This is a genomic window from Streptomyces sp. RB17, assembly GCF_009604455.1.
Lineage (GTDB): Bacteria > Actinomycetota > Actinomycetes > Streptomycetales > Streptomycetaceae > Streptomyces.
On sequence record NZ_WEGL01000007.1, the window covers coordinates 155,897 to 178,424 of the forward strand.

The following is a 22,528-nucleotide window of genomic DNA, read 5'->3' on the forward strand; positions in this document are numbered from 1 at the left end:
AGACCCGCTTCGGCGACGGCGTTGCGTCAGCCCCCCGTGCCGAACGCCAGCACCAGGTCCTCCTCACCGATCGACGACGTGCCCTTGCGGCGGGCGAAGACCTGCCCCATGTACAGGCGGCCGTCGCCGAAGAGCAACTCGTCGCTGTCGGGCAGGATGTTGCTCTCCGCTTCCCGCACGTTCTGCACGGCAGGGTTCTGCAACAGCTTGGTCATCTTGAAGCTGCCGCCGTCGACACTGACGATCTGACCGCCCTTGTTGTACGTCGGCGGCCGGTAGGCGAGCAGATTGCTCCCGTCCATGCGCAGCGGGACGAGCGTGGTGTCGTCGCCGGCGTCGGCGCGCTGGCCCGTCGGCTTTCCGGTGGTGAGGTCGAAGGCGACGATCGAGTTGGTCTGGCCGAGGCCGGAGGAGCCGGCGTGCTCCGCGGTCGGCAGATAGAGCTTGCCGTTGCCGACGACGATCCCGTGGCAGTCCTCGAAGCGGGTGATGCCCTCGCACTTGCCGCCGTAGGTGTCGGCCGGCGCTGAGATGTGGGCGAGCAGCTTCCCCGTCTTGTCGTCGATGGAGAAGTAGTCCGTGATCTGGCTGCTGTCACCCGCGGCGGCGGCCACCACCAGCGGATCGGTGGAGACGATGGAGGCCTCGTCGATACCCTGGTCCATGCGGTACTCGGAGATCACCTTCCCCGTCTTCGGATCCAGGGTCTGGATGAGCAGCCGCGCGTTGTCGACGTCTCCGCAGTTGCGTACCGCGACCAGCTTGGCGCCTCCGCCGTAGCCCGCGTCGTAGCAGTCGTCGCCCGGCTTCGGCAGCCACAGCGGCTTGCCGGAGTCGATGTCGAACGCGGCACCGCCGTTGGTGTCGCCGACCGCGACGGCGCGCTGGCCGACCGTCACATTCTGATAGTTGACCGGGTAGTCACCGGACTTGACCGACTTCGTCCACAGCTTCTTGCCGGCGTCGAGATCGATCGCGGCGATCTGCGTGCACCCGGCGAACTTGTTCTTCGTGTCCCACTTCGGCTGGTAGGTGATCGCGGTCCTGCCGTCGGACGTGGCCTGCTTGCTGGCCGCGCAGACCGGGCCGGGCAGCTTGATCGTCCACAGCTTGGTGCCCTTGGCCGGGTCGTAACCGACGATCTCGGCGACGCCGCTCTTGGCGTACACCTTGTCGGTCAGCCATGAACCCGGGGTGCTCACCACGTCGTCCGTGGTGGGCAGCGGAACCTTGAACAGCACGTCGGCCGCGGGGTCGGCCGGTACCTTCTCCTTGCCCCCGCCCCCCGTGCTGCCGCTGCCGTTCTTGCCGCCCGTGCCGCCGCTGGAGGACGCGGTGTCGTGCTTCTGGCCGCTGTCCCCGGAGGAGCTGGCGTACCAGATGCCGCCGCCGACGATCAGCGCGATGGCGACGACCGCCGCGACGACGATGAACAGCACGGTGTTGTTCCGTCCGCCGCCGCCCTGCCCCGGCTGCGGCTGCATCGGGACGGCGGGCGGCGGGCCCGGATAGCCGTAACCCGGCTGCGCGGGCTGCGCGTACGGGTTCTGCGGCCGGCCCCCGTAGGGAGCGGAGGGCTGCTGGCCGTAGGCCGGGGGCTGCTGGCCGTACGGGTTCTGCTGCGCGCCGGGGTAGCCGTAGCCGGGCTGCGGCGCGGACCCGGTCTGCGGGTAGCCGTAGCCGGGCTGCGGCGGCTGGGGGGCCGGGCCGGACTGCGGATAGCCGTAGCCGGGCTGCGGCTGCGGGGGCTGCGGAGGCTGCTGCGGTGGCTGGTTGGGGCTCGGGGGGCCGAAACCGGGCTGCTGCGGGGGCTGGTTAGGCGGCTGGTTCGGCGGCGGAGGGGGCGGCTGGGTCATGGGACGGGTACCTCGGTGGGGCCGGACGGCCGGACGGCGAAAGGATTCGGTGGGGACGGGCGAGGAGCCGGGGACGGCGGCTCAGTTGCCGAAGGCCATGATCAGTTTCTCCTTCGACTGGTCGCTGCCGGACAGCCGGCCGGCGGAGATGAAGAACCGCCCGTCGACCCAGTCCACGACGCTGTCGAAGAAGGTGTCCTCGATCTCGGCGGTGCCCTGCGGGTTCTGCAGCAGCTTGGTGGTCGTGTGGGAGGAGCCGGTGACCGGGATCGACACCACCTGGCCGCCCGCGTCGTACGACGGCTGCACATACGCGACGAGCTTGCCGCCCTCGGCCTTCACCGGGTACATCGGCTCGTCCGCCGGGGACTTGGTCCGCCACTCGGCCTTGCCGTCGGCGAGGCCGATCGCGACGATCTCGTTGGCGGTGCTGGTGGCGTCCGTCGGCAGGTAGAGCGTGTTCGCGTCCGCGGCGACGCCCTGGCAGCCCTGCAGATCGCGTTCGAGGATCGCCCAGCCGCAGCGGGGGGCGAACTTCTCGTTCACCTTCACCTCGGAGCGGAACTTGCCGTCCTTGGTGAACGTCGAGATGTTCCAGGCCTTCTTGTCCTGGTTGGTCAGATAGACCACCAGCGGGTCCACGGAGAACGTCCGGGTGACCTGCCAGCCCTTCTTGACCGGCTGGGTCCAGCGGACCTTGCCGGTGGCCGGGTCCAGTTCCTGGATCTCGTCGTGCTCGTTGCCGCCGCCGGCGCCGCAGGAGGACACCTGGATCAGCCGGTCGGTGCCGCCCGCGTACGCGGCCGGGAAGCAGCCCGCGCCGTACTTCGTCTTGTCGTACAGCTTCTTGCCGCTGTCGATGTCGTACGCCGTGCCCGACTCGGACCGGCCCACCATCAGCGTCCTGCCGCTCACGGTCAGTTCGACGTTGAGCGCGCTGTCGAACAGCCCGCCGTCGGCGACCTCCGCGCTCCAGCCCTTCCGGCCGGTGCCCAGGTCGATCTGCTGCAGCCGGTTGCACTTGGCGTTGTCGCCGGCGCCGCTCATGTACGCCACGACGACCTTGTCGTCGGCCGACTTCTGCGGGGTGACGGCGCAGATCTTCTGCGGGAAGGAGATCGGCCCCCACACGGGCTTGCCGTCGCCGACGCCGTAGGCGAAGACCTGCTTGTACGCCGCCTTCACCGCGGCCTTGCCGGTGACCCACAGGCCGGGCGCGTCGGCGCCGCCACCGGGTGCGTCCGGTGCCGACTTGTACCAGAGCACCTTCGCCTCACCGGCCTTGCGGCCGGCGTTGAGGTTCTCCGGGTCGTCACCGCCGCCGCTCGACGGGCTCGGGGTGCCGGAGGCGGCGTGCTTGGGGTCGTCGCTCTGCTGGGCGACCGGCTGCTTCTTGCCGCCGTCGCCGCCGTCGCTCGTGACCGCGTACACCGTGCCGCCGATGACGAGCAGCGCGGCCACCGCGGCACCGATGATCAGCGCGGTCCTCTTCTTGCCGGGCGCGCCGGCGGGCATGCCCGGGTACGGCGGCTGCTGCGGCCGGCCGAAACCGGGCTGGGGCGCCGCCCCGTAGGGTCCCGGCTGCTGCGGATAGCCGTAGGGGCCCGGGGCGCCGGGCGGGGTGGGGGCTCCGTAGGGGCCCGGGGTGCCGTACGGGCCCGGCTGCTGCGGGTAGCCGTAGCCCGGCTGGGGCGGGGCGGCGGGCGGCTGGGCCGGCGGCGGGGGCACTGGTGGTACGCCGGGTGCACCGGGGACGCCTTGGGGTGCGCCCGGGGTGCTCTGTGGGGCGCTCGGGGGGCCGAAACCGCCCGGGGCCGATGGCGGCTGCGGGGCGCCGAATCCGCCACCCTGCGGTGGCTGGTCCTGCGGCGCTCCGAATCCGCCCTGCGGCGGCTGGTCGGGCGGCTGGGTCATCAGCGCTCTTCCCCCTCGTTCACTGATTCTTCGCCACGCCCTGAGGTTCTCGACGGACCCTGGGTCGTTACTCAGACGGTTCTCAGACGGCCCTTTCTATCACCCGGCACCGACAGCCCACGGGCTCGGATCCGCCGCTGTTCCCAAGGGACGACCGGGCCGTGATGCCGCCGTTACGCACCTTCACGCCCCCTTCACGCAGCGCACGCAACAGCCCTGCGCGCCGGGGGCGGACGGCGGGGCAGTGAGGGGCGGGGGGTGAAGAGAGGGCGTGCGGTGGCTGGTTCACACCGGGGAGGCAGCGGGCGCGTGCCTCTTACGCGTCCTCCGCCAACTCCAGCCAGCGCAGCTCCAGTTCCTCGCGTTCGCCGGTGAGGTCGCGCAGTTGGGCGTCCAGGTCGGCGACCTTGCCGAAGTCGGTGGCGTTCTCGGCGATCTGGGCGTGCAGCCTGGACTCCTTCTCCGAGATCTTGTCCAACTGGCGCTCGATCTTCTGGAGTTCCTTCTTGGCGGCGCGCTGGTCGGCGGCGCTCCTCTCCGTGGTGGCCGGCTTGGGCGCCGCGGCGGCGGCCTGCGCGGCGACCGCCTCCTCCATGCGCCGGCGCCGCTCCAGGTACTCGTCGATGCCGCGCGGCAGCATCCGCAGGGTGCCGTCGCCGAGGAGCGCGAAGACCCGGTCGGTGGTGCGCTCGACGAAGAAGCGGTCGTGGGAGATGACGATCATCGAGCCGGGCCAGCCGTCGAGGACGTCCTCCAGCTGGGTGAGGGTCTCGATGTCGAGGTCGTTGGTGGGCTCGTCCAGGAAGAGGACGTTGGGCTCGTCCATCAACAGGCGCAGCAGTTGCAGGCGGCGGCGCTCGCCACCCGACAGGTCACCGACCGGCGTCCACTGCTTCTCCTTGTTGAAGCCGAAGGTCTCGCACAGCTGCCCGGCGGTCATCTCGCGCCCCTTGCCGAGATCGACGCGCTCGCGGACCTGCTGCACGGCCTCCAGGACCCGCAAGGTGGGGTCGAGTTCGGCGACCTCCTGGGAGAGGTAGGCGAGCTTGACCGTCCTGCCGACGGTGACACGGCCACCGGCCGGCTGCTCCTCGCCCTCGGTGCGGGCGGCGGCGGCCATGGCGCGCAGCAGCGAGGTCTTGCCGGCGCCGTTCACGCCGACGAGACCGATCCGGTCACCGGGGCCGAGCTGCCAGGTGACGTGCTTGAGCAGCACCTTCGGCCCGGCCTGCACGGTGACGTCCTCCAGGTCGAAGACGGTCCTGCCCAGCCGCGAGGAGGCGAACTTCATCAGCTCGGAGCTGTCCCGGGGCGGCGGCACGTCCGCGATCAGCTCGTTGGCGGCCTCGACGCGGAAGCGCGGCTTGGACGTACGGGCGGGGGCGCCGCGCCGCAGCCAGGCCAGCTCCTTGCGGATCAGGTTCTGCCGCTTGGCCTCCTCGGTGGCGGCGATCCGCTCACGCTCGGCGCGCGCGAAGACGTAGTCCGAGTAACCGCCCTCGTACTCGTACACGTCACCGCGCTGCACGTCCCACATCCGCGTGCAGACCTGGTCCAGGAACCATCGGTCGTGCGTGACGCAGACAAGGGCCGAGCGCCGGTTCTGCAGGTGCTTCGCGAGCCAGGCGATGCCCTCGACGTCGAGGTGGTTGGTGGGCTCGTCCAGGACGATCAGGTCCTGTTCCTCGATGAGCAGCTTGGCGAGCGCGATACGGCGCCGCTCGCCACCGGACAGCGGCCCGATGACGGTGTCCAGCCCCTTCGGGAAGCCCGGCAGGTCCAGCCCCCCGAACAGCCCGGTCAGTACGTCCCTGACCTTGGCGTTGCCGGCCCATTCGTGGTCGGCCATGTCACCGATCACCTCGTGGCGGACGGTGGCGGCGGGGTCGAGGGAGTCGTGCTGCGTGAGCACGCCGGTCCGCAGCCCGCCGGAGTGCGTGACGCGTCCGGTGTCGGCGTCCTCCAGCTTGGCGAGCATCCGGATGAGGGTGGTCTTGCCGTCGCCGTTGCGCCCGACGACCCCGATCCGGTCACCTTCCGACACACCGAGCGAGACGCCGTCCAGCAGGGCACGGGTGCCGTACACCTTGCTGACGTTCTCGACATTGACCAGGTTGACGGCCATTTCACTCCTGTGCGCGGGGACGGTCAGCCTTCTAGCCTAGGGCCTCGGGGGGTGAGGGCGGCGCGCGAGGCGGTGGTCACTCTTTGTGATGACCTGATCGGGAAGCGGCCGCTACCGTGGAGGGCAGGCAGCAGGATCCCGTCCATGGGAGGAACCATGACCGCCGAGTCCGCAGAGCACCGCGTCCAGTGGCCGGTGCCACCGCAGGACGGCTACACCGTGGACGACCTGTTCACCCTGCCGGATCTCCCGCCGCACACCGAGCTGATCGACGGGAGCCTGGTTTTCGTGAGTCCGCAGCGCATCTTCCACGCTGATGCGATCGACATGCTGATCAGCGGCCTCAGGCGCACAGCACCGCCCGAGGTGAAGGTCAAGCGCGAGATGACCGTCGTGATCGACAAGCGCAATGGCCCCGAACCAGATGTCTCCGTGGTCCGCGCCGAAGCCGTGACCGGCCGTCGTCAGACCCACTTCAAGGCAGCCGATGTCCTACTCGCCATCGAGGTGATCTCACCGGACTCGGAGGCTCGCGACCGCGACACCAAACCGCACAAGTACGCCGCAGCGGGTATCCCGCACTTCTGGCTGGTCGACATGGCGGGCCAAGACGACCACCCTGTTGTCCAGGTGTACGAACTCGGCGAGGCCACCGGCACCTACGCACTGACCGGCATCTACCACGACCACGTCAAGGTCAGCGTGCCCTACGACATCGACGTCGACCTGACCGCCATCGACGACCTCTGAACCCGCCCCTCAGACCACCGTCGCCCCCGCCACCGGCCCCTCCGCCGTCCGCACGGCCCTGCACGTCCCCGACGCCCGCAGGGCCGCCGCCACCTTTTCCGCCGACTCGGAATCGCGCGCGAGGAAGGCGGTCGTGGGACCCGATCCCGAGACCAGCGCGGCGAGCGCACCCGCCCCGCGCCCCGCGTCCAGGGTGTCCGCCAGCTCCGGGAACAGGGACAGCGCCGCGGGCTGAAGATCATTGGAAACGGCCGCTCCCAGCGCGTCCGCGTCCCCCTTCGCCAGCGCCTCCAGCAACTCCGCCGAAGCCACCGGCTCCGGAATCTCCCGCCCCTCGGCCAGCCGGTCGAACTCCCGGAAGACCGCCGGGGTCGACAGCCCCCGCCCGGCCATCGCGAACACCCAGTGGAAGGTGCCGCCGACGTCCAGCGCGGTCAGCTGCTCGCCCCGCCCGATGCCGAGAGCGGCACCCCCGGCCAGGCTGAACGGCACATCGCTGCCCAGCTCGGCGCAGATGGCGAGAAGCTCGGCCCGCGAGGCCGCCGTACCCCACAGCGTGTTGCAGGCGAGCAGCGCGCCCGCGCCGTCCGCGCTGCCGCCCGCCATGCCGCCGGCGACCGGGATGTCCTTGGCGATGTGGATGTGGACGTTCGGCTCGATGCCCCGGCGCGCCGCGAGGGCGATCGCGGCGCGCGCGGCGAGGTTGGTGCGGTCCAGGGGGACCTCGTGCGCGTCCGGGCCCTCGCAGGTGATCCGGAGTTCCTCGGCGGGGGTCACCGTGACCTCGTCGTACAGGCCGACCGCGAGGAAGACGTTGGCGAGGTCGTGGAACCCGTCGGGGCGGGCGGCGCCGACCGCGAGCTGGACGTTGACCTTGGCCGGTACCCGTACCGTGACGCTCACTCGCCGCTCTCCTCGTGCTCGGTGCTCCCGGCGTCCTTGTGTTCGGCGATCCGCGCGAACTCCTCCACCGTCAGCGACTCGCCGCGCGCCTGCGGCGAGACACCGGCCGCGACCAGGGCGGCCTCGGCAGCAGCGGCGGACCCGGCCCAGCCGGCCAGTGCCGCCCGCAGGGTCTTGCGGCGCTGTGCGAAGGCCGCGTCGACGACGGCGAAGACCTCGGCCTTTGAGGCGGTCGTCTTGATCGGCTCCGTCCGTCGCACCAGCGACACCAGGCCGCTGTCGACGTTCGGCGCGGGCCAGAAGACGTTGCGGCCGATGGCCCCGGCCCGCTTCACCTCGGCGTACCAGTTGGCCTTCACCGACGGCACGCCGTACACCTTCGAGCCAGGCGCGGCGGCCAGCCGGTCGGCGACCTCGGACTGCACCATGACGAGGGTGCGCTCGATGCTCGGGAAGGTGTCGAGCATGTGCAGCAGCACCGGTACGGCGACGTTGTAGGGGAGGTTCGCCACCAGCGCCGTCGGTGGGGGGCCGGGCAGTTCGGTGACGTGCATCGCGTCGGAGTGGACGAGCGCGAACCGGTCGGCGCGCGCCGGCATGCGCGCCTGGACCGTCGCGGGGAGGGCCGCGGCGAGCACGTCGTCGATCTCGACGGCGGTGACCCGGTCGGCGACCTCCAGCAGCGCGAGCGTGAGGGAGCCGAGCCCCGGGCCGACCTCGACGACGACGTCGTCGGGGCGGACCTCGGCGGTGCGGACGATACGGCGCACCGTGTTGGCGTCGATCACGAAGTTCTGGCCGCGCTGCTTGGTGGGACGGACACCGAGCGCTGCCGCCAGCTCACGGATGTCGGCGGGACCGAGGAGGGCGTCGGGGGTGGGGCTGCTCACGGGACAAGGGTACGGGGACGAAGTCGGCCGAGTTGCCAGGTGCCGGTTGCTGTGGCCGGGCGGGGGTGGGGTCACTTGCCGGCGCCGCCCGCCCGCGTCAGCCGTGCAACCGCGTCCCGCAATGCGGCCAAGGCGTCGCTCCGCGCCGCATGTACAGCTTCTTCGCGCGGGAGGTCTGTTCCTCCGTCGACGCGTCCTGGGGGCGGCCGGTGCCGCCGAGGCTGTGCCAGGTGTGGGCGTCGAACTGGTAGAGCCCGCCGTACGTCCCGGAGGGGTCGACGGCGTGCGGACGGCCGCCGGACTCGCAGGCGGCGAGACCGTGCCAGTTCAGGTGGTCGGCGCCGTCCCCGGAGGTCGGCCGGGGCTTGGTGCCCACCTTCACGATCTGCCTGCGGGGCTTGCGCACCACTTCGGTGGTCTCCCGGCGGGGCTTCTCGCGGACCCCGTTGACGATGCGCAGCAGGTAGGTGTCGCGCCGCAGTCCGGGCAGCCCGGGCTGCAGGACGACCTCGGCGCCGGCGAAGAGGGTGGGGTCCTCGGTGCGCTCGGTCTCGAACGGGATCTGCTCCTCGCGGACCTCCCGGGTGCCGCTGATCCGGAGCACGGTCACCGTCTGCCCGTCGCGGGGGAAGCTGTCGGGCGGCACGGAGGTGGTGTCCTGGCCGTGCAGGCCGATCCCGGCCTCCTCGACGGCCTCGCGGACGGTGGCCGCGTTGGTGCGGATGGTCCGGGTCCGGCCGTCGGCCATGATCGTGACGGCGCGCTCGGTGCGCACGTCGAGCGCGAGCCCGGCCCGTCCGATGGGCTGGGAGCGCGAGGTGGACAGATACGCGCCCTCGGCGCGCACACCCAGCTCGTCCAGCGCCCCTTCCACGGTGTGCGCCGTCGTCCACACCTCGCGCCGGCTGCCGTCCAGCGTGAGCCGGACAGGGCGCCCGTAGTGCACGGCGACCGCTTCTCCGCTGGCGAGCGCCCTTCCGGGGGCGGGCGCGACCATGTCGTGCGTCCCCACGCGTACGCCCTGCTCGGCGAGGAGTTCGCGCACGTCGTCGGCGAAGGTGTGCAGGGTGCGCGGCCGGCCGTCGACGGTCAGCTCGACCGCCTTGTCCTTGGCGACGAAGGCGGTGGTACCGCCGGCGAGGAAGGCCACGACCAGCGCCTGCGGCAGCAGGCGGCGCACGGCGGACTCCGGGCGCTCGGCGCAGCGCATCCTGCGCCGGCGTGCCGCACGCCCATCCACCTCCTCGGGCGGGCCGGGCTCCTCCGCGGTCACCGGTTCGGGCACGCTCGCCGCCTGCCGCGGCAGCACCGGCTCGGGGACGAAGTACGCCTCGGCCTCGTAAGCAGGCCGGTAGGTGTCCTGGTACAGCCCGTAGGGCAGGGTCTCCGCGCTGTGCACGGAGCCGTCATGGCCGTAGGGGTCGTACGTCTCGTACTGCGGCTTGCTCACGCCGACACGCTCCAGAGGTGCCAGAGGGGTCCGGATCGGGCCCCCAGAACCTAGCGGAGCCTCCGTCACTCTCCAAAGCGACGCGACTACGTACTGTTGCGCTGCGAACGTGCGCTCAGTAGCCGAAGGCCCGTGCGGTGTTGGCGGCCAGGGCCGTGGCCAGCGCGTCCTCGTCGATGCCGCGCACGGCGGCCATGGCGCGCACCGTGACGGGGATCAGATACGGCGCGTTGGGGCGACCGCGGTACGGCGCCGGGGTCAGGAAGGGCGCGTCGGTCTCCACGAGGACCAGCTCCAGGGGGGCGACGGCGAGGGCGTCCCGCAGGTTCTGGGCGTTCTTGAAGGTGACGTTGCCGGCGAAGGACATGAAGTAGCCCTCGCGGGCACAGATCTCCGCCATCGCGGCGTCGCCGGAGTAGCAGTGGAAGACGGTCCGCTCGGGGGCGCCCTCCTCCTTCAGGACGCGCAGGACGTCGGCGTGCGCCTCCCGGTCGTGGATGACGAGCGCCTTGCCGTGCCGCTTGGCGATCTCGATGTGGGCGCGGAAGGACCGCTCCTGGGCCGCCTTGCCCTCGGGGCCGGTGCGGAAGTGGTCCAGGCCCGTCTCGCCGACGCCCTTGACCTGGGGCAGCCCGGCGAGCCGGTCGATCTCGGCGAGGGCTTCGTCCAGGGCGGCGTCGCCGCCGGGCTCGCGGGCGCCCTGCCGGGACCAGCCGTCGGGGTCGCCGTGCACGATCCGCGGGGCCTCGTTGGGGTGGAGGGCGACGGTGGCGTGGACGCTGTCGTGGGCCGCGGCGATCTCGGCGGCCCACTGCGAGCCCTTGATGTCGCAGCCGACCTGGACGACGGTCGTCACGCCCACCGACGCGGCCTTCGCGAGGCCCTCCTCGACCGTGCCGGACTGCATGTCGAGGTGGGTGTGCGAGTCGGCGACCGCAACGCGCAGCGGCGCCGGAAGCGGCGGTGCGGCGTTCTTGTCGCCCTTGGAGGTCTGGCCGGCGTTCGAAGGCATGCCCCGATCCTACGAAAGGGGCATGCCGTCACCGTCCGGTGATCCGCTCAGCCGGCCTTGCGCTGGAACGGGTGCAGGAGATCGGACAGGTGCCAGTGGTGCGGCTCCCGGGGCTCCGCCGGTACCGCGGGCGCCTCGACCGGGCCCGCCTGGGGCACGGCGTGGTGCCGCTCGGCGGCGCCGCGCACCGACGAGACCTGCCCCGGGCGCATGATCCGCACGACGTGGCCGTCGCAGTTCTGGCAGCCGGGCCGGCTCAGCGGCGACGGCACCACCCGGCCGTCGGCCACGTACAGCACGAACTCATGCCCGTCGGCGTCCGTGTGGTGTTCTATCTCGTACGACTGCTCCCAGCCGTGCCCGCATCGCATGCAGGCGAAGGAATACGACTCGTGAACGACGGCTGTCGGCGTGCCACGGAGGCCGGTCTGCCCTGCGATCTCGCTCATGCCAGCTCCTCTTGTCCGCTGGACAAGCGCCCCTCACCGGGGCGTCTCTTCAACCAGTGGACGCCTTCACCAGCGCGAACGCATCAGGGCTGTCGAGTGTTGGAGGCGATTTGGGCCTTCCTTGCAGAAAAGGCCCCGATCGGCGGCGTTTCCCTTTGCCATCGGCGACAGCCCTTTGCCGTCCCATGGCGCACCCGCTCACCCGAGAACAGCCCTGCTCAGAGGGGGTATGGATGGGGTGCGGGGCAGCGCCCCGAAGGGGCGCGGGGAACCCGCGCGACCAGCCACAACACACCCGCAGCCCGCCACAGAACCCGGGCCCTACGGCGCTCCCCGGCCCCGGCTCACCCAGCGGAGCTCTTCGCTGCAACGACGGCGTCGAACACGACCCGCTTCGGCACGCCCGCCTCCACCGCCACCGCCGCGATCGCCTCCTTGCGCCGCTCCCCCGCCTCCTCACGCGCGCGTACCCGCCGTACGAGCTCCTCCGCGTCCAGTTCCTCGGGACCGCTCTCCGGCGCGCCCTCGACCACCACGGTGATCTCCCCGCGGACCCCCTCCGCGGCCCACTGCGCCAGTTCGGCCAGCGGGCCGCGCCGTACCTCCTCGTACGTCTTGGTCAGCTCGCGGCACACGGCGGCCCGCCGGTCCGCACCGAAGACCTCGGCCATGGCGGCCAGGGTGTCGTCGAGCCGGTGCGGCGCCTCGAAGTAGACCAGCGTGCGCCGCTCGGCCGCGACCTCCCGGAGCCGGGACAGACGCTCGCCGGCCTTGCGCGGCAGGAAGCCCTCGAAGCAGAAGCGGTCGACGGGCAGGCCGGACAGCGCGAGCGCGGTCAGCACGGCGGACGGCCCCGGTACGGCGGTGACCCGGACGTCCTTCGCCACGGCGGCCGCGACCAGCCGGTAGCCCGGGTCGGAGACGGACGGCATCCCGGCGTCGGTCACGAGCAGTACGCGCGCGCCGCCGAGCAGCTCCTCGACCAGCTCCGGCGTACGGGCGGACTCGTTGCCCTCGAAGTACGACACGACGCGGCCCTTGGGCGCGACGCCGAGGGCCTGGGTGAGCCGGCGCAGCCGCCGGGTGTCCTCGGCGGCGACCACGTCGGCGCCGGCGAGCTCCTCGGCCAGCCGGGGCGGCGCGTCCGCGATGTCGCCGATGGGGGTACCTGCGAGGACAAGGATTCCAGTCACACCCCCATCCTCCCAGCACCTGGGCGCACCCCCGGAAACCGACCGCATCCCGACCGGTACGCCACATGCCCGGGACTTGCACAGAACGGTTCCCTACCATGGCGCGGGTGACCAGTACCGCGTCCTCCATGGACCTCCGGCAGGGCCAGGCACCGCACGACCAGCGGCCGTCGTGGCAGCAGCGGCTGCGCCGATTCGGGTACGTACCGGCCAAGGACGCGCCCTCGGGTGACGTACGCGACCGGCTGGTGCCGCCGTACGCCGAGCCGAGTCCCCGGCTGTGGCAGGTGCTCGGCGTGCCGCCGGTCCTCGCCGAGCGGATCACCCGCTGGTCGGGCTGGGGCGGTCCGCTGCTGGTGACGCTGATGGCGGGCCTGATGCGGTTCTGGAACCTGGGCAGCCCGCGCGCGGTGATATTCGACGAGACGTACTACGCCAAGGACGCCTGGGCGCTCGTCCACCGCGGGTACGAGGTCAACTGGGACAAGAACGCCAACGACCTGGTGCTGCAGACGCACGGCCATCTCACGATCCCGACGGACGCGGCGTACGTCGTGCATCCGCCGGTCGGCAAGTACGTCATCGGGCTCGGCGAGCTGATCTTCGGGTTCGACCCGTTCGGCTGGCGGTTCATGACGGCGCTGCTGGGCACGCTCTCCGTCCTGCTGCTGTGCCGCATCGGGCGCCGGATGTTCCGCTCGACGTTCCTGGGCTGCCTGGCGGGCGCGCTGATGGCGGTGGACGGGCTGCACTTCGTGATGAGCCGGACCTCGCTGCTGGACGGCTTGCTGATGTTCTTCGTGGTGGCCGCGTTCGGCTGTCTGGTCCTCGACCGGGACCGGTCGCGGGAGAGGCTCGCCGCTGCCCTGCCCGTGGACGCCGACGGCCGGGTCCGCCCCGCCGGGCACGTCGCCGACGCGTTCCGCTTCGGCCTGCGCCCCTGGCGCTGGGCGGCCGGGCTGATGCTGGGCCTGGCCATCGGCACCAAGTGGAACGGCCTGCCCATCCTGATCGTGTTCTGTGTGATGGCGGTGCTGTGGGACGTCGGCGCCCGGAAGACGGCCGGCGCCCGGCACCCGTACATGGCGGTCCTGAAGTACGACACGGGCATCGCCTTCCTGGCGACGGTGCCGGTGGCGATCGCCGTCTATCTGCTCTCCTGGCTCGGCTGGATCCTCTCCCCGGCGGACGGCACCGGCGGCTACTTCCGCAACTGGGCGGCCACCGACGGCAGGGGTGGCAGCTGGACCTTCCTGCCGGACTGGCTGCGCAGCCTGTGGCACTACGAGCACGAGGTGTGGCTGTTCAACATCCACCTGACGTCCCCGCACACCTACCAGTCCAACCCGTGGAGCTGGATCGTGCTGGGCCGCCCGGTGTCGTACTTCTACGAGTCCCCGAACCCCGGCGCCGACGGCTGCCCGGCGAACGCGGGCGAGAAGTGCGCCCGTGAGGTGCTGGCGCTCGGCACCCCGCTGCTGTGGTGGGCGGCCTGCTTCGCGATCCTGTACGTGCTGTGGCGGTGGGCGTTCCGCCGCGACTGGCGCGCCGGTGCCATCGCCTGCGGCATCGCGGCGGGCTACCTCCCCTGGTTCATGTACCAGGAGCGGACGATCTTCCTCTTCTACGCGGTCGTCTTCCTGCCGTTCCTGTGCCTGGCGGTGGCGATGATGATCGGAGCGATCGTCGGCCCGCCGGGCTCCTCCGACACCCGCCGGTTGATCGGCGCGTCGGCGGCGGGCGTCCTGGTGCTGCTGATCGCCTGGAACTTCATCTACTTCTGGCCCCTGTACACGGGCACGGCCATCCCGATCGACAACTGGCGGTCGCGGATGTGGCTGGACACCTGGGTCTAGCTGGACACACGCACCAGGACGGCCCGGCTTGATGCCGGGCCGTCCTGGTCGTTGTTGGCTGTCCGAGGCCGTCATTGGCCACCCTCAGACGGCCCGGAGACGGCCCAGCCAGCACGGTCGCAGGTTTACAGCGGGCTCCGTTTGCCTATCATGACCTGCGGCTTTCTAGGGGCTGGGCGCTGTCGGGGGACGCCTGGGGGAGGCGCTTCTACTTCAAGCCAGCGCCAAGCCGTTGGCAGTTGACCGAGCCGACCGCCCCCGCCTCGGGCGCCTGATGCAACTCCAACTTGCGTCAGCATCAGGTGACTTGTGACCAGCGGCCCTGGCATGATGCCTGCGCGAACCGTACGACCTTGGGGGCAACGGATTGGCCTGGCTACTCACCCTTGGGCTCGCGTTCGGAGTTGCTGCTCTTCAGACGTGGCTGAAGCTCGTATCACGCGAGCCTGTCCCACCTGCGCGTCACGCCCTGGTATTGGACGACGCTGTCTTTTGGATCGATTGGATCGTGACCGCAGCCGTGGCACTCTGCGGATCACTCGTGGCCGCTAGCCTGGACCACAAGCCCATTGCTACGACGACTGTCTTCACCGCCCTCGTCGTGCTGGTCATGGGGCTCACCTTCATGCCTTACGGAGTTCGGATGCTCTGCTACGACGGCAGCGGGACCATTAGGGGTTGGCTGTACGTCGTGTGCGCTGACGCCATCGGGCTCGTCGTGCTGCTGTCCTCCGTCGTGGCAGGGGTGAAGACCTATGCGTGAGCGTGAACGCTGGGCGGCGTACCTAGGTTTGGCGCTGACTTCAGTCAGCGGCTTCGTCTCGGTTGCGGTTGCGGCAGGAATTGCCAGCGTGGACGGCATCCTGTCCCTGCTGAGCGGTGGTACAGCGCTCGTGCTGACATCCGTTTCCGCGTGGGCAACCCGGCGCCGCGAACGTCAGCAGCCGCCTTCGCCGGATGACGACTGACCGAGGACGCTGGAGGCGGGTGCCGATGAGGTGATCGAGACGGTTGCACGGGCTGCTCGGGACCGCCCCTGGGGCGTGTGTCCGGAGTGAGGGGCCCGTGGTGCGGACCCCCGGTCTCCGGTGATGTCACATGCCGCCGTTGTACGGGCTGGGGATGAAGCAGAAGTCGATGTGGCTGAGGCCGAAGAACTTGCTGCCGTCCGGGCCCGCGCCGAGGGGGGCGTGGAGGGCGGTGTCGGCCGCGACGCCGCCGGGGAAGCCGTGGGCCGCGTCGTAGTTGTACAGGTCCTGGTTCGGGCCGCCCTTGACGAACACCTGGCGTGCGGCAGAGGCGCCGGTGATCGAGAAGTCGAACGTCTGGTTGTCCGCGCCGTGGATGGTGAGGGTGACCGTCCCGTCACCGGGGATGTTGGCGACCCTCGTCCCCTCCTGGAACGGTTCGTTGATCCGCAGCGCGGTCGACCCCCTGGGGCACACGGGATCCCCGCCCGGGAAGGGTACTTCGACGGGCTGCACGCCCGCATCGCCGCTCGGCGGTCCCGGTAGTGCCAGCGCGGGGCTGGCGTCGACGCCAAGTGCCACTACGGCGGTGAGGCCGGCGCCCAGGAACCGGGCTCCCCAGCGGGCGCGCTGGGACTGTGTCCTTGATCGAGTGGCTACTCGCATAACGAGCGCTCCTCCTTGTTTCTCGGGTGTACGAGGTCTGGCCCTCGCGAGATCCCGCGCCTGTTCGATTCGAGGATCCGAATCCTGCACATTTGTCCGCGACAGGGCGCCTCGAAATATGCCCGGCCCCGCCATCGCGCAACTTCACGACCCGCCACTCGTAGTCCATATGAGCTGCATAACGGGCCGGAAAGGTGATTCGGAAAGCAGTGAGGGGCGCACCCGAAAGGCTGTCGACAGCCTCTATCTGCCATCGAACCCCCAAGATCACGGCCCAGAGACGGCCCAGGCCGCCTGAGGCGGCTCCGGCCAGAGGCAAACGCCCTGGTCGGGGCCCTACAGGGCTCGACCACGCAGACTTCATCTACTTCTGGCCCCTGTACACCGGCACGGCCATCCCGATCGACAACTGGCGGTCGCGGATGTGGCTGGACACCTGGGTCTAGCCGGCTGGACGGACGTACCACGACGGCGCCGCACGATGCTGAGCGGTCGTGGTCGTTGTCGGCGGCCGTCCTCGTCCGCGCGGAATGTCGCAAGGTTGCTACGGATTCGGCGCCGGGATCACCCGCCGAGGCAGGGACCTTAAGGTGAGTGCCGTCGTTGGGTTGTGTGGGGGCTACGGGGATCCGGGGAAGGCACGGAGGAACTGAGGCTGTGGGCAAGAGAAGGCGCGTCGCCGAGCGACGTAAGACGACCGGGCCCGCCGTGGTCGGCGGGCTGATCGCCCTTGTCCTCGGCGGTGCCGGGTTCGCCGTCTACGCGCTGACCGGCGGCGGCGCCTCCGCCGACGAGCGGGCGTCCGCCTCGGCCGACCACAAGCACGTCAAGACCGGCCCGCTCAGCGCCGCCGAGGTCCGCACGGCCTCCTCCCGCTTCCTCACCGCGTGGCAGCAGGGCAGGGTCGGCGAGGCGGCCGCCGCCACCGACGACGCCTCCGCCGCCACGGCGTTGCTGACCGGCTACACCAAGGACGCCCACCTGAAGGGCGTCACGCTCACCGCCGGCACGCCGACGGGCGCCAAGGTGCCGTTCTCCGTCAAGGCGACGGTGTCGTACCAGAGCCTCGGCAAGCCGCTGGCGTACGGCAGTTCGCTCACCGTGGTGCGGCGGGCGAGCGACGGCAAGCCGCTGGTCGACTGGCACTCCTCGGTCGTGCACCCGGAGCTGAAGGACGGCGACACGCTGGTCACCGGCGAGTCCGGCACCCCGCCGATCAAGGCGCTGGACCGCGACGGCGGCGAGCTGACGGCCGCCAAGTACCCGTCCCTGAGCCCGGTGTTGGACGGACTGCGGGAGAAGTACGGCAAGACGGCGGGCGGCAAGGCGGGCGTGGAGCTGCGCGTGGTGCGCGGCAAGGCCTCGCAGAAGGCCGGACTGTCCGACAAGACGCTGGTGGAGCTGAGCAAGGGCACGCCGGGCACGGTGAGGACGACGCTGAGCCCCACCTTCCAGGCGGCGGCCGAGCAGCAGGTCGGCAAGCAGAAGCAGGCGTCCGCGGTCGTCGTACGGCCCTCGACCGGTGAGATCCTCGCGGTCGCCAACAGCGGGCACGGCTTCAACGTCGGTTTCCAGGGCTCCCTCGCGCCCGGCTCCACGATGAAGATCGTGACGTCGACGATGCTGTTCGAGAAGAACCTCATCACCCCGGACGCCTCGCACCCCTGCCCCAAGACGTACAAGCTGGCCGGCTGGACGTTCCACAACGACGGCGATTCCGAGATCAAGAAGGGCACGTTCAAGCAGAGCTTCGGGGCCTCCTGCAACAACGCCTTCATCGACTTCGCGCCGAAGCTGTCCAACAGCGACCTGACGAAGGAGGCCCAGGAGGTCTACGGCCTCTCCATGAACAACTGGGCCATCGGCGTGCCGTCCTTCGACGGCTCCGTCCCCGTGCAGAGCGGCGCGCAGATGGGTGCCTCGCTGATCGGGCAGGGCGGGGTGCGCATGAACCCGCTGAACATGGCGTCGGTGGCGGCCACGGTCGAGTCGGGCGTCTTCCGCCAGCCCTACCTGGTGTCCCCCGAGGTGGACCACCGCACGCTGGCGAAGGCGTCGCGCACGATGTCGGCGAAGACGCAGTCCCAGCTGAAGGACGTCATGCGGTTCACGGCGGACTACGGCACGGCGGCCAAGGCCATGGCGGGCATGAGCGGCGACTACGGCGCCAAGACGGGCTCAGCCGAGGTGGACGGGCAGAAGAAGCCGAACGGCTGGTTCACCGCCTTCAAGGGCGACCTCGCCGCAGCGGGCGTGGTTCAGGCCGGCGGCCACGGCGGCGACACGGCCGGGCCGATCGTGGCGGCCCTGCTCAAGATGGGCGGCTGATCAGCACGGGCGGCTGATCAGGCCCCCACCGGCTCCTCCGTGTACGTCCGGCGCAGAAATCTCACCAGCGTCTTCGACTCGAACTGGACCACCTCGACACCGTTGTCCGAGTGGAACTCGACGACGGCCTGCACGCGACCGCACGGCCACACCCGTACCGCGCCGCTCTCCACCGGTGCCCGCAGTCCCCGCTCCAGCAGCGCGCGCGAGAAGGTCCACTCGTGCGGGCCCGGCAGGCCGACCCGGACCGAGCGTGGATCGCGGTCGGGGTCGTATCGCAGCACCACCGGTACGGCCCCCGGGTCCTCCTCGTCCGTGACGATATGGGCGCGCGCGTACTGCTCGACCACAGACATCGGATCGCCCTTTCACTCTGCGTGACCTACACGGAAGCTTCGCGTCCGCTTTCACTCCAATGTCCCATATTTTCCGATTTACGCCTCTTTGCCGCTCGAGACAGGTCGAGACCTCTTCGCTCCTGCGGCTGCCGTTCGGCTTCGATCCGGAGTCCGTGACAATGGGCACGTGACGAACGAGGACCCGGCCTTCGAGGGGTCGCTTCTGCTGGACGACCAGCTGTGCTTCGCGCTGTACGCCGCACAGCGCGCCGTGACCGCCGCGTACCGTCCACTTCTGGACGACCTCGGGCTCACCTACCCCCAGTACCTCGTGCTCCTGGTGCTGTGGGAGCGCGGCGAGACCAGCGTGAAGGAGCTGGCGCGTGCCCTGCGCCTGGACTACGGGACCGTCTCGCCGCTGCTGAAGCGACTGGAGGGGGCGGGTCTGGTGCGCAGGGAGCGCGCGGCCGGCGACGAGCGCTCGGTACTCGTCGCGTGCACCGGGCGCGGAGAGGAACTCAGGGAGCGCGCGGCATGCATACCCGGCGCGCTTCTCACCACGACGGGCCTCGGCGCACAGGAGGTCGCGGGGCTGCGCGAGGCGCTGTGGAAACTCACAGAGCGCGCCGACATGGCGGCCGACCGGCACTGATCCCGCGCCGCTCCCGCCCCGATCCCGCGATCCCCCGCCGATCCCGCACCGCTCTCGTGTTACCCGCAGTTGCCACCCCCTGGTGCCGTTTCCCGACCGACCGGCCAGTACCTTGTGCACGATGTACTTGCGCGCCACTTGTTCCGGGGGAGGCCGGCCATGACCGAGGACACCGCTGTCGAGAACACCGCTGTCGACACCCGTCCGACGAAGATCATGTACGTCGCCGAGGCCACCGCCCACGGCGGCCGCGACGGCCATGTCACCAGCCAGGACGGCCAGATCGGGCTGAAGGTGGCGATGCCTCCGGAGCTGGGCGGGGACGGCAACGGCACCAACCCGGAACAGCTGTTCGCGGCCGGCTACAGCTCCTGCTTCCACAACGCGCTGATCCTCGTCGGCAACCGCGCGGGCTACGACCTGACCGGCTCCACCGTGGCCGCCAAGGTCGGCATCGGCCCGAACCGGCACCGCGGCTACGGCCTCGCGGTCGCCCTCAGCGTCTCCCTGCCGGTGCTGGACCCGGACGTGGCGGCCCGGCTGGTGGACGCGGCGCACGAGGTCTGCCCGTACTCCAACGCCACCCGGGGCAACATCGACGTAACGATCCTCCTGGGCTGATCGGACCGAGGAATCACAGGCACGCAGCCGGTGTTGCGCGCACTGTCGCAGGCGCTGGGTCAGTGATCGAAGGGACGGCGGACGTGGACGTGAACGGCACAGTGGCCGAGGGCTTCGAGCCGGTCAGGGAGGCGTTCGCAGCGAACTTCGCGCTGCTCGGGGAGCGCGGCGCGGCCGTCGCCGTGTACCGCGACGGGCACCGGGTCGTCGATCTGTGGGCCGGCGCCAAGGACGTCGACGGCACGGCCGGTACGGCCCCGTGGGAGCGCGGGACCGCGCAGATCGTGCGCTCGGCGACCAAGGGTGTCGTCGCCGCCGGGCTGCTGCTCCTGCACCAGCGCGGCGAGCTGGACCTGGACGCCCCGGTCGGCGCGTACTGGCCCGAGTACAAGGCGGCCGGCAAGGAGCACACCCTCGTCCGGCACCTGCTCGCGCACCGCGCGGGCGTGCCCGTGCTGGACCGCCCGCTGACCCCCGCCGAGGCGGCCGACCCCGACCTGGGCGCCGCGGCCGTCGCCGCACAGGCGCCGGTGTGGGAGCCGGGCACGGACCACGGCTACCACGCCCAGACCTACAGCTGGCTCACCGGCGAACTGATCCGGCGGATCACCGGCCGCCCGGTCGGCGAGTGGCTGGCGGACGAGATCGCCGGCCCCGTCGGCGCGGACCTGTGGCTCGGTCTGCCGGACTCGGAGCACGCGCGCGTGGGCCGTGTCGGCCCGGCCGAGGCACCGGAGGCGGTGGGCGGCTTGAAGACCCGCCCCAAGCGCGCCGTGGCCGAGGCCTACGCCGACCCGGACTCGCTGACCCGCCGCGCCTTCGCCGCGATCACCCCGCTGCCCGACGAGAACGATCCCGCCTACCGCGCCGCCGCCCTGCCCGCCTCCAACGGCATCGCCACCGCCGACGGGCTGGCCCGCTTCTACGCCTCGCTCATCGGCCAGGTGGGCGGCGGCAGCCGGCTGTTCACCCCGGAGACGACGGAACTGGCGCGCGCCGAGCAGTCCGCGGGACCGGACCGGGTCCTGGTGGTCGGCACCCGGTTCGGGCTCGGCTACATGCTGCACGGCGCGGCCTCCCCGCTGCTCTCCCCCCGTTCCTTCGGGCATCCGGGCCGGGGCGGCGCCCTCGCGTTCGCCGACCCGGAGACCGGCATCGCCTTCGGCTACGTCACCAACGGGTTCAGGAAGAGCGTGACGGCGGACCCGAGGGCGCAGGCGCTGGTGCGGGCCGTGCGCACGGCGCTCGCCCAGGTTGCCCGCTGACACACGGCGCGCGCCGTCAAAGGCGCGCGCCGTCAGACGTTGATCGTGTGCGAGGTCCGTCCGGACGCCGCGTCGATCTCGTCGTGTGCTTTGGACAGCAGTTCCATGGCCAGTTCGTTGAGGGCACGTGCGCCTGCTATCTCCTCACCGACCCGTGGCTGGTTGGCGTCGACGCGGTGCCGGGTGGCGTGGCCGTGCGCCCGTACCTCGCTACCGTCGGGCAAGCGCACCAGGGCCGCCGCCTTGGTGTGCTGATCATCCTCCAGGAACTCCAGCTCGACATGCCATCCGACAGTGGTGTGCATCATGAGGATCACCTCCGGGAACAGCTGATTCCAGCTGTTTCCAGGGTGCTCCCGTGTGCGGGGAACGTCACCTCGGCGGAGGCGGTCACCCGTTCCGGCCGGACTCGTCGAAGCTGGCGAAGTACGCGGCGGCCATGTCCTCGTCCGCGTGCCCCTGGGCGGCGGCGCGGGCGAACCGTTCCGCGGCCGCGGCGGCGACGTCCAGCCGTACCCCGCCCCGCTCGGCCGCCTCGACGATGAGCCGGGCGTCCTTCTCGGCAGTGGCCACCGCGAACGACGGCGGGGTGAGCTTGCCGTCGAGCACCAGCGCGGCCTTGGCCCGCAGGTACCCCATGTCGAGCGGACCGCCCTCGATGAGGTCGAAGAACCCCTGCGGATCGACGCCGAGGGCCCGGGCGAGGGCGAGGACCTCACCGGCCGCCGCGGTGGCCGCGAGCACCCAGCTGTTGGCGACCAGCTTCAGCCTGCTGGCGCTGCCCGCGCCGCCGTCGGACCCGGTCCACGTGGTCTTCGCGCCGATCGCGTCGAAGACGGGCGCGACGGTCTGCCGTCCCTCCTCCGGCCCGGCGGCCAGCACGGTCAGCCGACCGGCCTCGGCGGGCTGCCTGGTACCGAGGACGGGTGCGTCGTAGAAGACGAGTCCGTGCTCGTCGGCGAAGGCGGCCAGGTCGGTGACCAGCTCGGTCCCGGCAGTGGTGCATTGCGCCCACACCGTGCCGGGCCGCAGTGCCGCGGCGGCCTCGCGCATGACGCCGAGGACGGTGTTGCCGTCGTACAGCATCGTCAGGACGACGTCGGCGCCCTCGACGGCCTCCGCGGGGGTGCCGGCGATCCGTGCGCCGTCGGCGGCGAGCGGCTCGGCCTTCTCGCGCGTACGGTTCCACGCACGGACCTCCAGCCCGGCGCGGCACAGGTTCCGGGCCATCGCGGCCCCCATGATGCCGGTACCCAGAACGCTGACGGTCGGCTTGTCGGTCATTGACGGCT

General features: G+C 71.2%; 21 protein-coding genes. 8 read left to right on the forward strand and 13 right to left on the reverse strand.

The annotated features are described in order from the left end of the window. Positions 1-26: 26 nt before the first annotated feature. From SRB17_RS29190 to SRB17_RS29200, 3 genes are all read right to left on the reverse strand, one after another. Positions 27-1,856: a PQQ-binding-like beta-propeller repeat protein gene (locus SRB17_RS29190; RefSeq protein ID WP_153543160.1), complete on the reverse strand. Its 1,830-nt coding sequence runs from the start codon at positions 1,854-1,856 to the stop codon at positions 27-29. Positions 1,857-1,937: 81 nt separating this feature from the next. Further along, positions 1,938-3,770, reverse strand: coding sequence for a PQQ-binding-like beta-propeller repeat protein (locus SRB17_RS29195; RefSeq protein ID WP_153543161.1), 1,833 nt, complete (start codon positions 3,768-3,770; stop codon positions 1,938-1,940). Between the two features lie 316 nt (positions 3,771-4,086). Continuing rightward, positions 4,087-5,895, reverse strand: a complete 1,809-nt coding sequence (locus SRB17_RS29200) for an ABC-F family ATP-binding cassette domain-containing protein (protein WP_153543162.1) — start codon at positions 5,893-5,895, stop codon at positions 4,087-4,089. A gap of 156 nt (positions 5,896-6,051) precedes the next feature. On the opposite strand from SRB17_RS29200, the gene SRB17_RS29205 reads away from it, so the two are divergent. Further along, the gene (locus tag SRB17_RS29205; protein WP_153543163.1) at positions 6,052-6,645 is read left to right on the forward strand and encodes a Uma2 family endonuclease; all 594 of its coding nucleotides are present in this window, start codon (positions 6,052-6,054) and stop codon (positions 6,643-6,645) included. A gap of 9 nt (positions 6,646-6,654) precedes the next feature. Here SRB17_RS29205 and SRB17_RS29210 read toward each other — a convergent pair whose 3' ends face one another. From SRB17_RS29210 to rsmI, 6 genes are all read right to left on the reverse strand, one after another. Continuing rightward, complete coding sequence (locus SRB17_RS29210; protein WP_323376394.1) at positions 6,655-7,548, reverse strand: 4-(cytidine 5'-diphospho)-2-C-methyl-D-erythritol kinase; 894 nt, start codon at positions 7,546-7,548, stop codon at positions 6,655-6,657. Next, on the reverse strand, positions 7,545-8,438 hold the full coding sequence (gene rsmA, locus SRB17_RS29215; protein WP_323376395.1) for a 16S rRNA (adenine(1518)-N(6)/adenine(1519)-N(6))-dimethyltransferase RsmA: 894 nt from the start codon (positions 8,436-8,438) through the stop codon (positions 7,545-7,547). Before rsmA ends, SRB17_RS29210 begins: the two co-directional genes overlap by 4 nt. Positions 8,439-8,535: 97 nt before the next feature. Beyond that, positions 8,536-9,888: a ubiquitin-like domain-containing protein gene (locus SRB17_RS29220; RefSeq protein ID WP_323376396.1), complete on the reverse strand. Its 1,353-nt coding sequence runs from the start codon at positions 9,886-9,888 to the stop codon at positions 8,536-8,538. Positions 9,889-10,003: 115 nt separating this feature from the next. After that, on the reverse strand, positions 10,004-10,900 hold the full coding sequence (locus SRB17_RS29225) for a TatD family hydrolase (protein ID WP_153543164.1): 897 nt from the start codon (positions 10,898-10,900) through the stop codon (positions 10,004-10,006). Positions 10,901-10,947: 47 nt separating this feature from the next. Continuing rightward, positions 10,948-11,349 carry a hypothetical protein gene (locus tag SRB17_RS29230; RefSeq protein ID WP_153543165.1) on the reverse strand — a complete coding sequence of 134 codons (402 nt, stop codon included), beginning with the start codon at positions 11,347-11,349 and terminating at the stop codon, positions 10,948-10,950. Positions 11,350-11,693: 344 nt separating this feature from the next. Continuing rightward, entirely contained in the window at positions 11,694-12,542 is an 849-nt protein-coding gene (gene rsmI / locus SRB17_RS29235) for a 16S rRNA (cytidine(1402)-2'-O)-methyltransferase (protein WP_323376397.1), read from the reverse strand. A gap of 107 nt (positions 12,543-12,649) precedes the next feature. On the opposite strand from rsmI, the gene SRB17_RS29240 reads away from it, so the two are divergent. From SRB17_RS29240 to SRB17_RS29250, 3 genes are all read left to right on the forward strand, one after another. Continuing rightward, complete coding sequence (locus tag SRB17_RS29240; RefSeq protein ID WP_323376398.1) at positions 12,650-14,398, forward strand: dolichyl-phosphate-mannose--protein mannosyltransferase; 1,749 nt, start codon at positions 12,650-12,652, stop codon at positions 14,396-14,398. Between the two features lie 541 nt (positions 14,399-14,939). Next, entirely contained in the window at positions 14,940-15,161 is a 222-nt protein-coding gene (locus tag SRB17_RS29245) for a hypothetical protein (RefSeq protein WP_153543168.1), read from the forward strand. Next, complete coding sequence (locus tag SRB17_RS29250) at positions 15,154-15,366, forward strand: hypothetical protein (protein ID WP_153543169.1); 213 nt, start codon at positions 15,154-15,156, stop codon at positions 15,364-15,366. Before SRB17_RS29245 ends, SRB17_RS29250 begins: the two co-directional genes overlap by 8 nt. Before the next feature lie 126 nt (positions 15,367-15,492). Here the strand turns inward: SRB17_RS29250 and SRB17_RS29255 are convergent, their stop codons facing one another. Then, on the reverse strand, positions 15,493-16,032 hold the full coding sequence (locus SRB17_RS29255; protein ID WP_153543170.1) for a hypothetical protein: 540 nt from the start codon (positions 16,030-16,032) through the stop codon (positions 15,493-15,495). Between the two features lie 657 nt (positions 16,033-16,689). Here SRB17_RS29255 and SRB17_RS29265 point away from each other — a divergent pair. Continuing rightward, the gene (locus SRB17_RS29265; protein ID WP_323376399.1) at positions 16,690-18,360 is read left to right on the forward strand and encodes a penicillin-binding transpeptidase domain-containing protein; all 1,671 of its coding nucleotides are present in this window, start codon (positions 16,690-16,692) and stop codon (positions 18,358-18,360) included. A 17-nt stretch (positions 18,361-18,377) separates the two neighbouring features. On the opposite strand, the gene SRB17_RS29270 is transcribed toward SRB17_RS29265, so the two are convergent. Next, positions 18,378-18,716 (reverse strand): SsgA family sporulation/cell division regulator, encoded by a 339-nt coding sequence (locus tag SRB17_RS29270; protein ID WP_153543172.1) that lies wholly within the window; start codon positions 18,714-18,716, stop codon positions 18,378-18,380. Between the two features lie 169 nt (positions 18,717-18,885). On the opposite strand from SRB17_RS29270, the gene SRB17_RS29275 reads away from it, so the two are divergent. The 3 genes from SRB17_RS29275 (at position 18,886) to SRB17_RS29285 (ending at position 21,236) form a co-directional block, all read left to right on the forward strand. Then, on the forward strand, positions 18,886-19,350 hold the full coding sequence (locus SRB17_RS29275) for a MarR family transcriptional regulator (RefSeq protein ID WP_323376400.1): 465 nt from the start codon (positions 18,886-18,888) through the stop codon (positions 19,348-19,350). 159 nt (positions 19,351-19,509) lie between these two features. Next, on the forward strand, positions 19,510-19,971 hold the full coding sequence (locus SRB17_RS29280; protein ID WP_153543174.1) for an organic hydroperoxide resistance protein: 462 nt from the start codon (positions 19,510-19,512) through the stop codon (positions 19,969-19,971). Between the two features lie 83 nt (positions 19,972-20,054). Continuing rightward, complete coding sequence (locus tag SRB17_RS29285; protein ID WP_323376502.1) at positions 20,055-21,236, forward strand: serine hydrolase domain-containing protein; 1,182 nt, start codon at positions 20,055-20,057, stop codon at positions 21,234-21,236. A 32-nt stretch (positions 21,237-21,268) separates the two neighbouring features. On the opposite strand, the gene SRB17_RS29290 is transcribed toward SRB17_RS29285, so the two are convergent. Then, entirely contained in the window at positions 21,269-21,544 is a 276-nt protein-coding gene (locus SRB17_RS29290) for a DUF1876 domain-containing protein (protein WP_153543175.1), read from the reverse strand. Between the two features lie 82 nt (positions 21,545-21,626). Continuing rightward, positions 21,627-22,520 carry an NAD(P)-dependent oxidoreductase gene (locus SRB17_RS29295; protein ID WP_153543176.1) on the reverse strand — a complete coding sequence of 298 codons (894 nt, stop codon included), beginning with the start codon at positions 22,518-22,520 and terminating at the stop codon, positions 21,627-21,629. Positions 22,521-22,528: the final 8 nt, after the last annotated feature.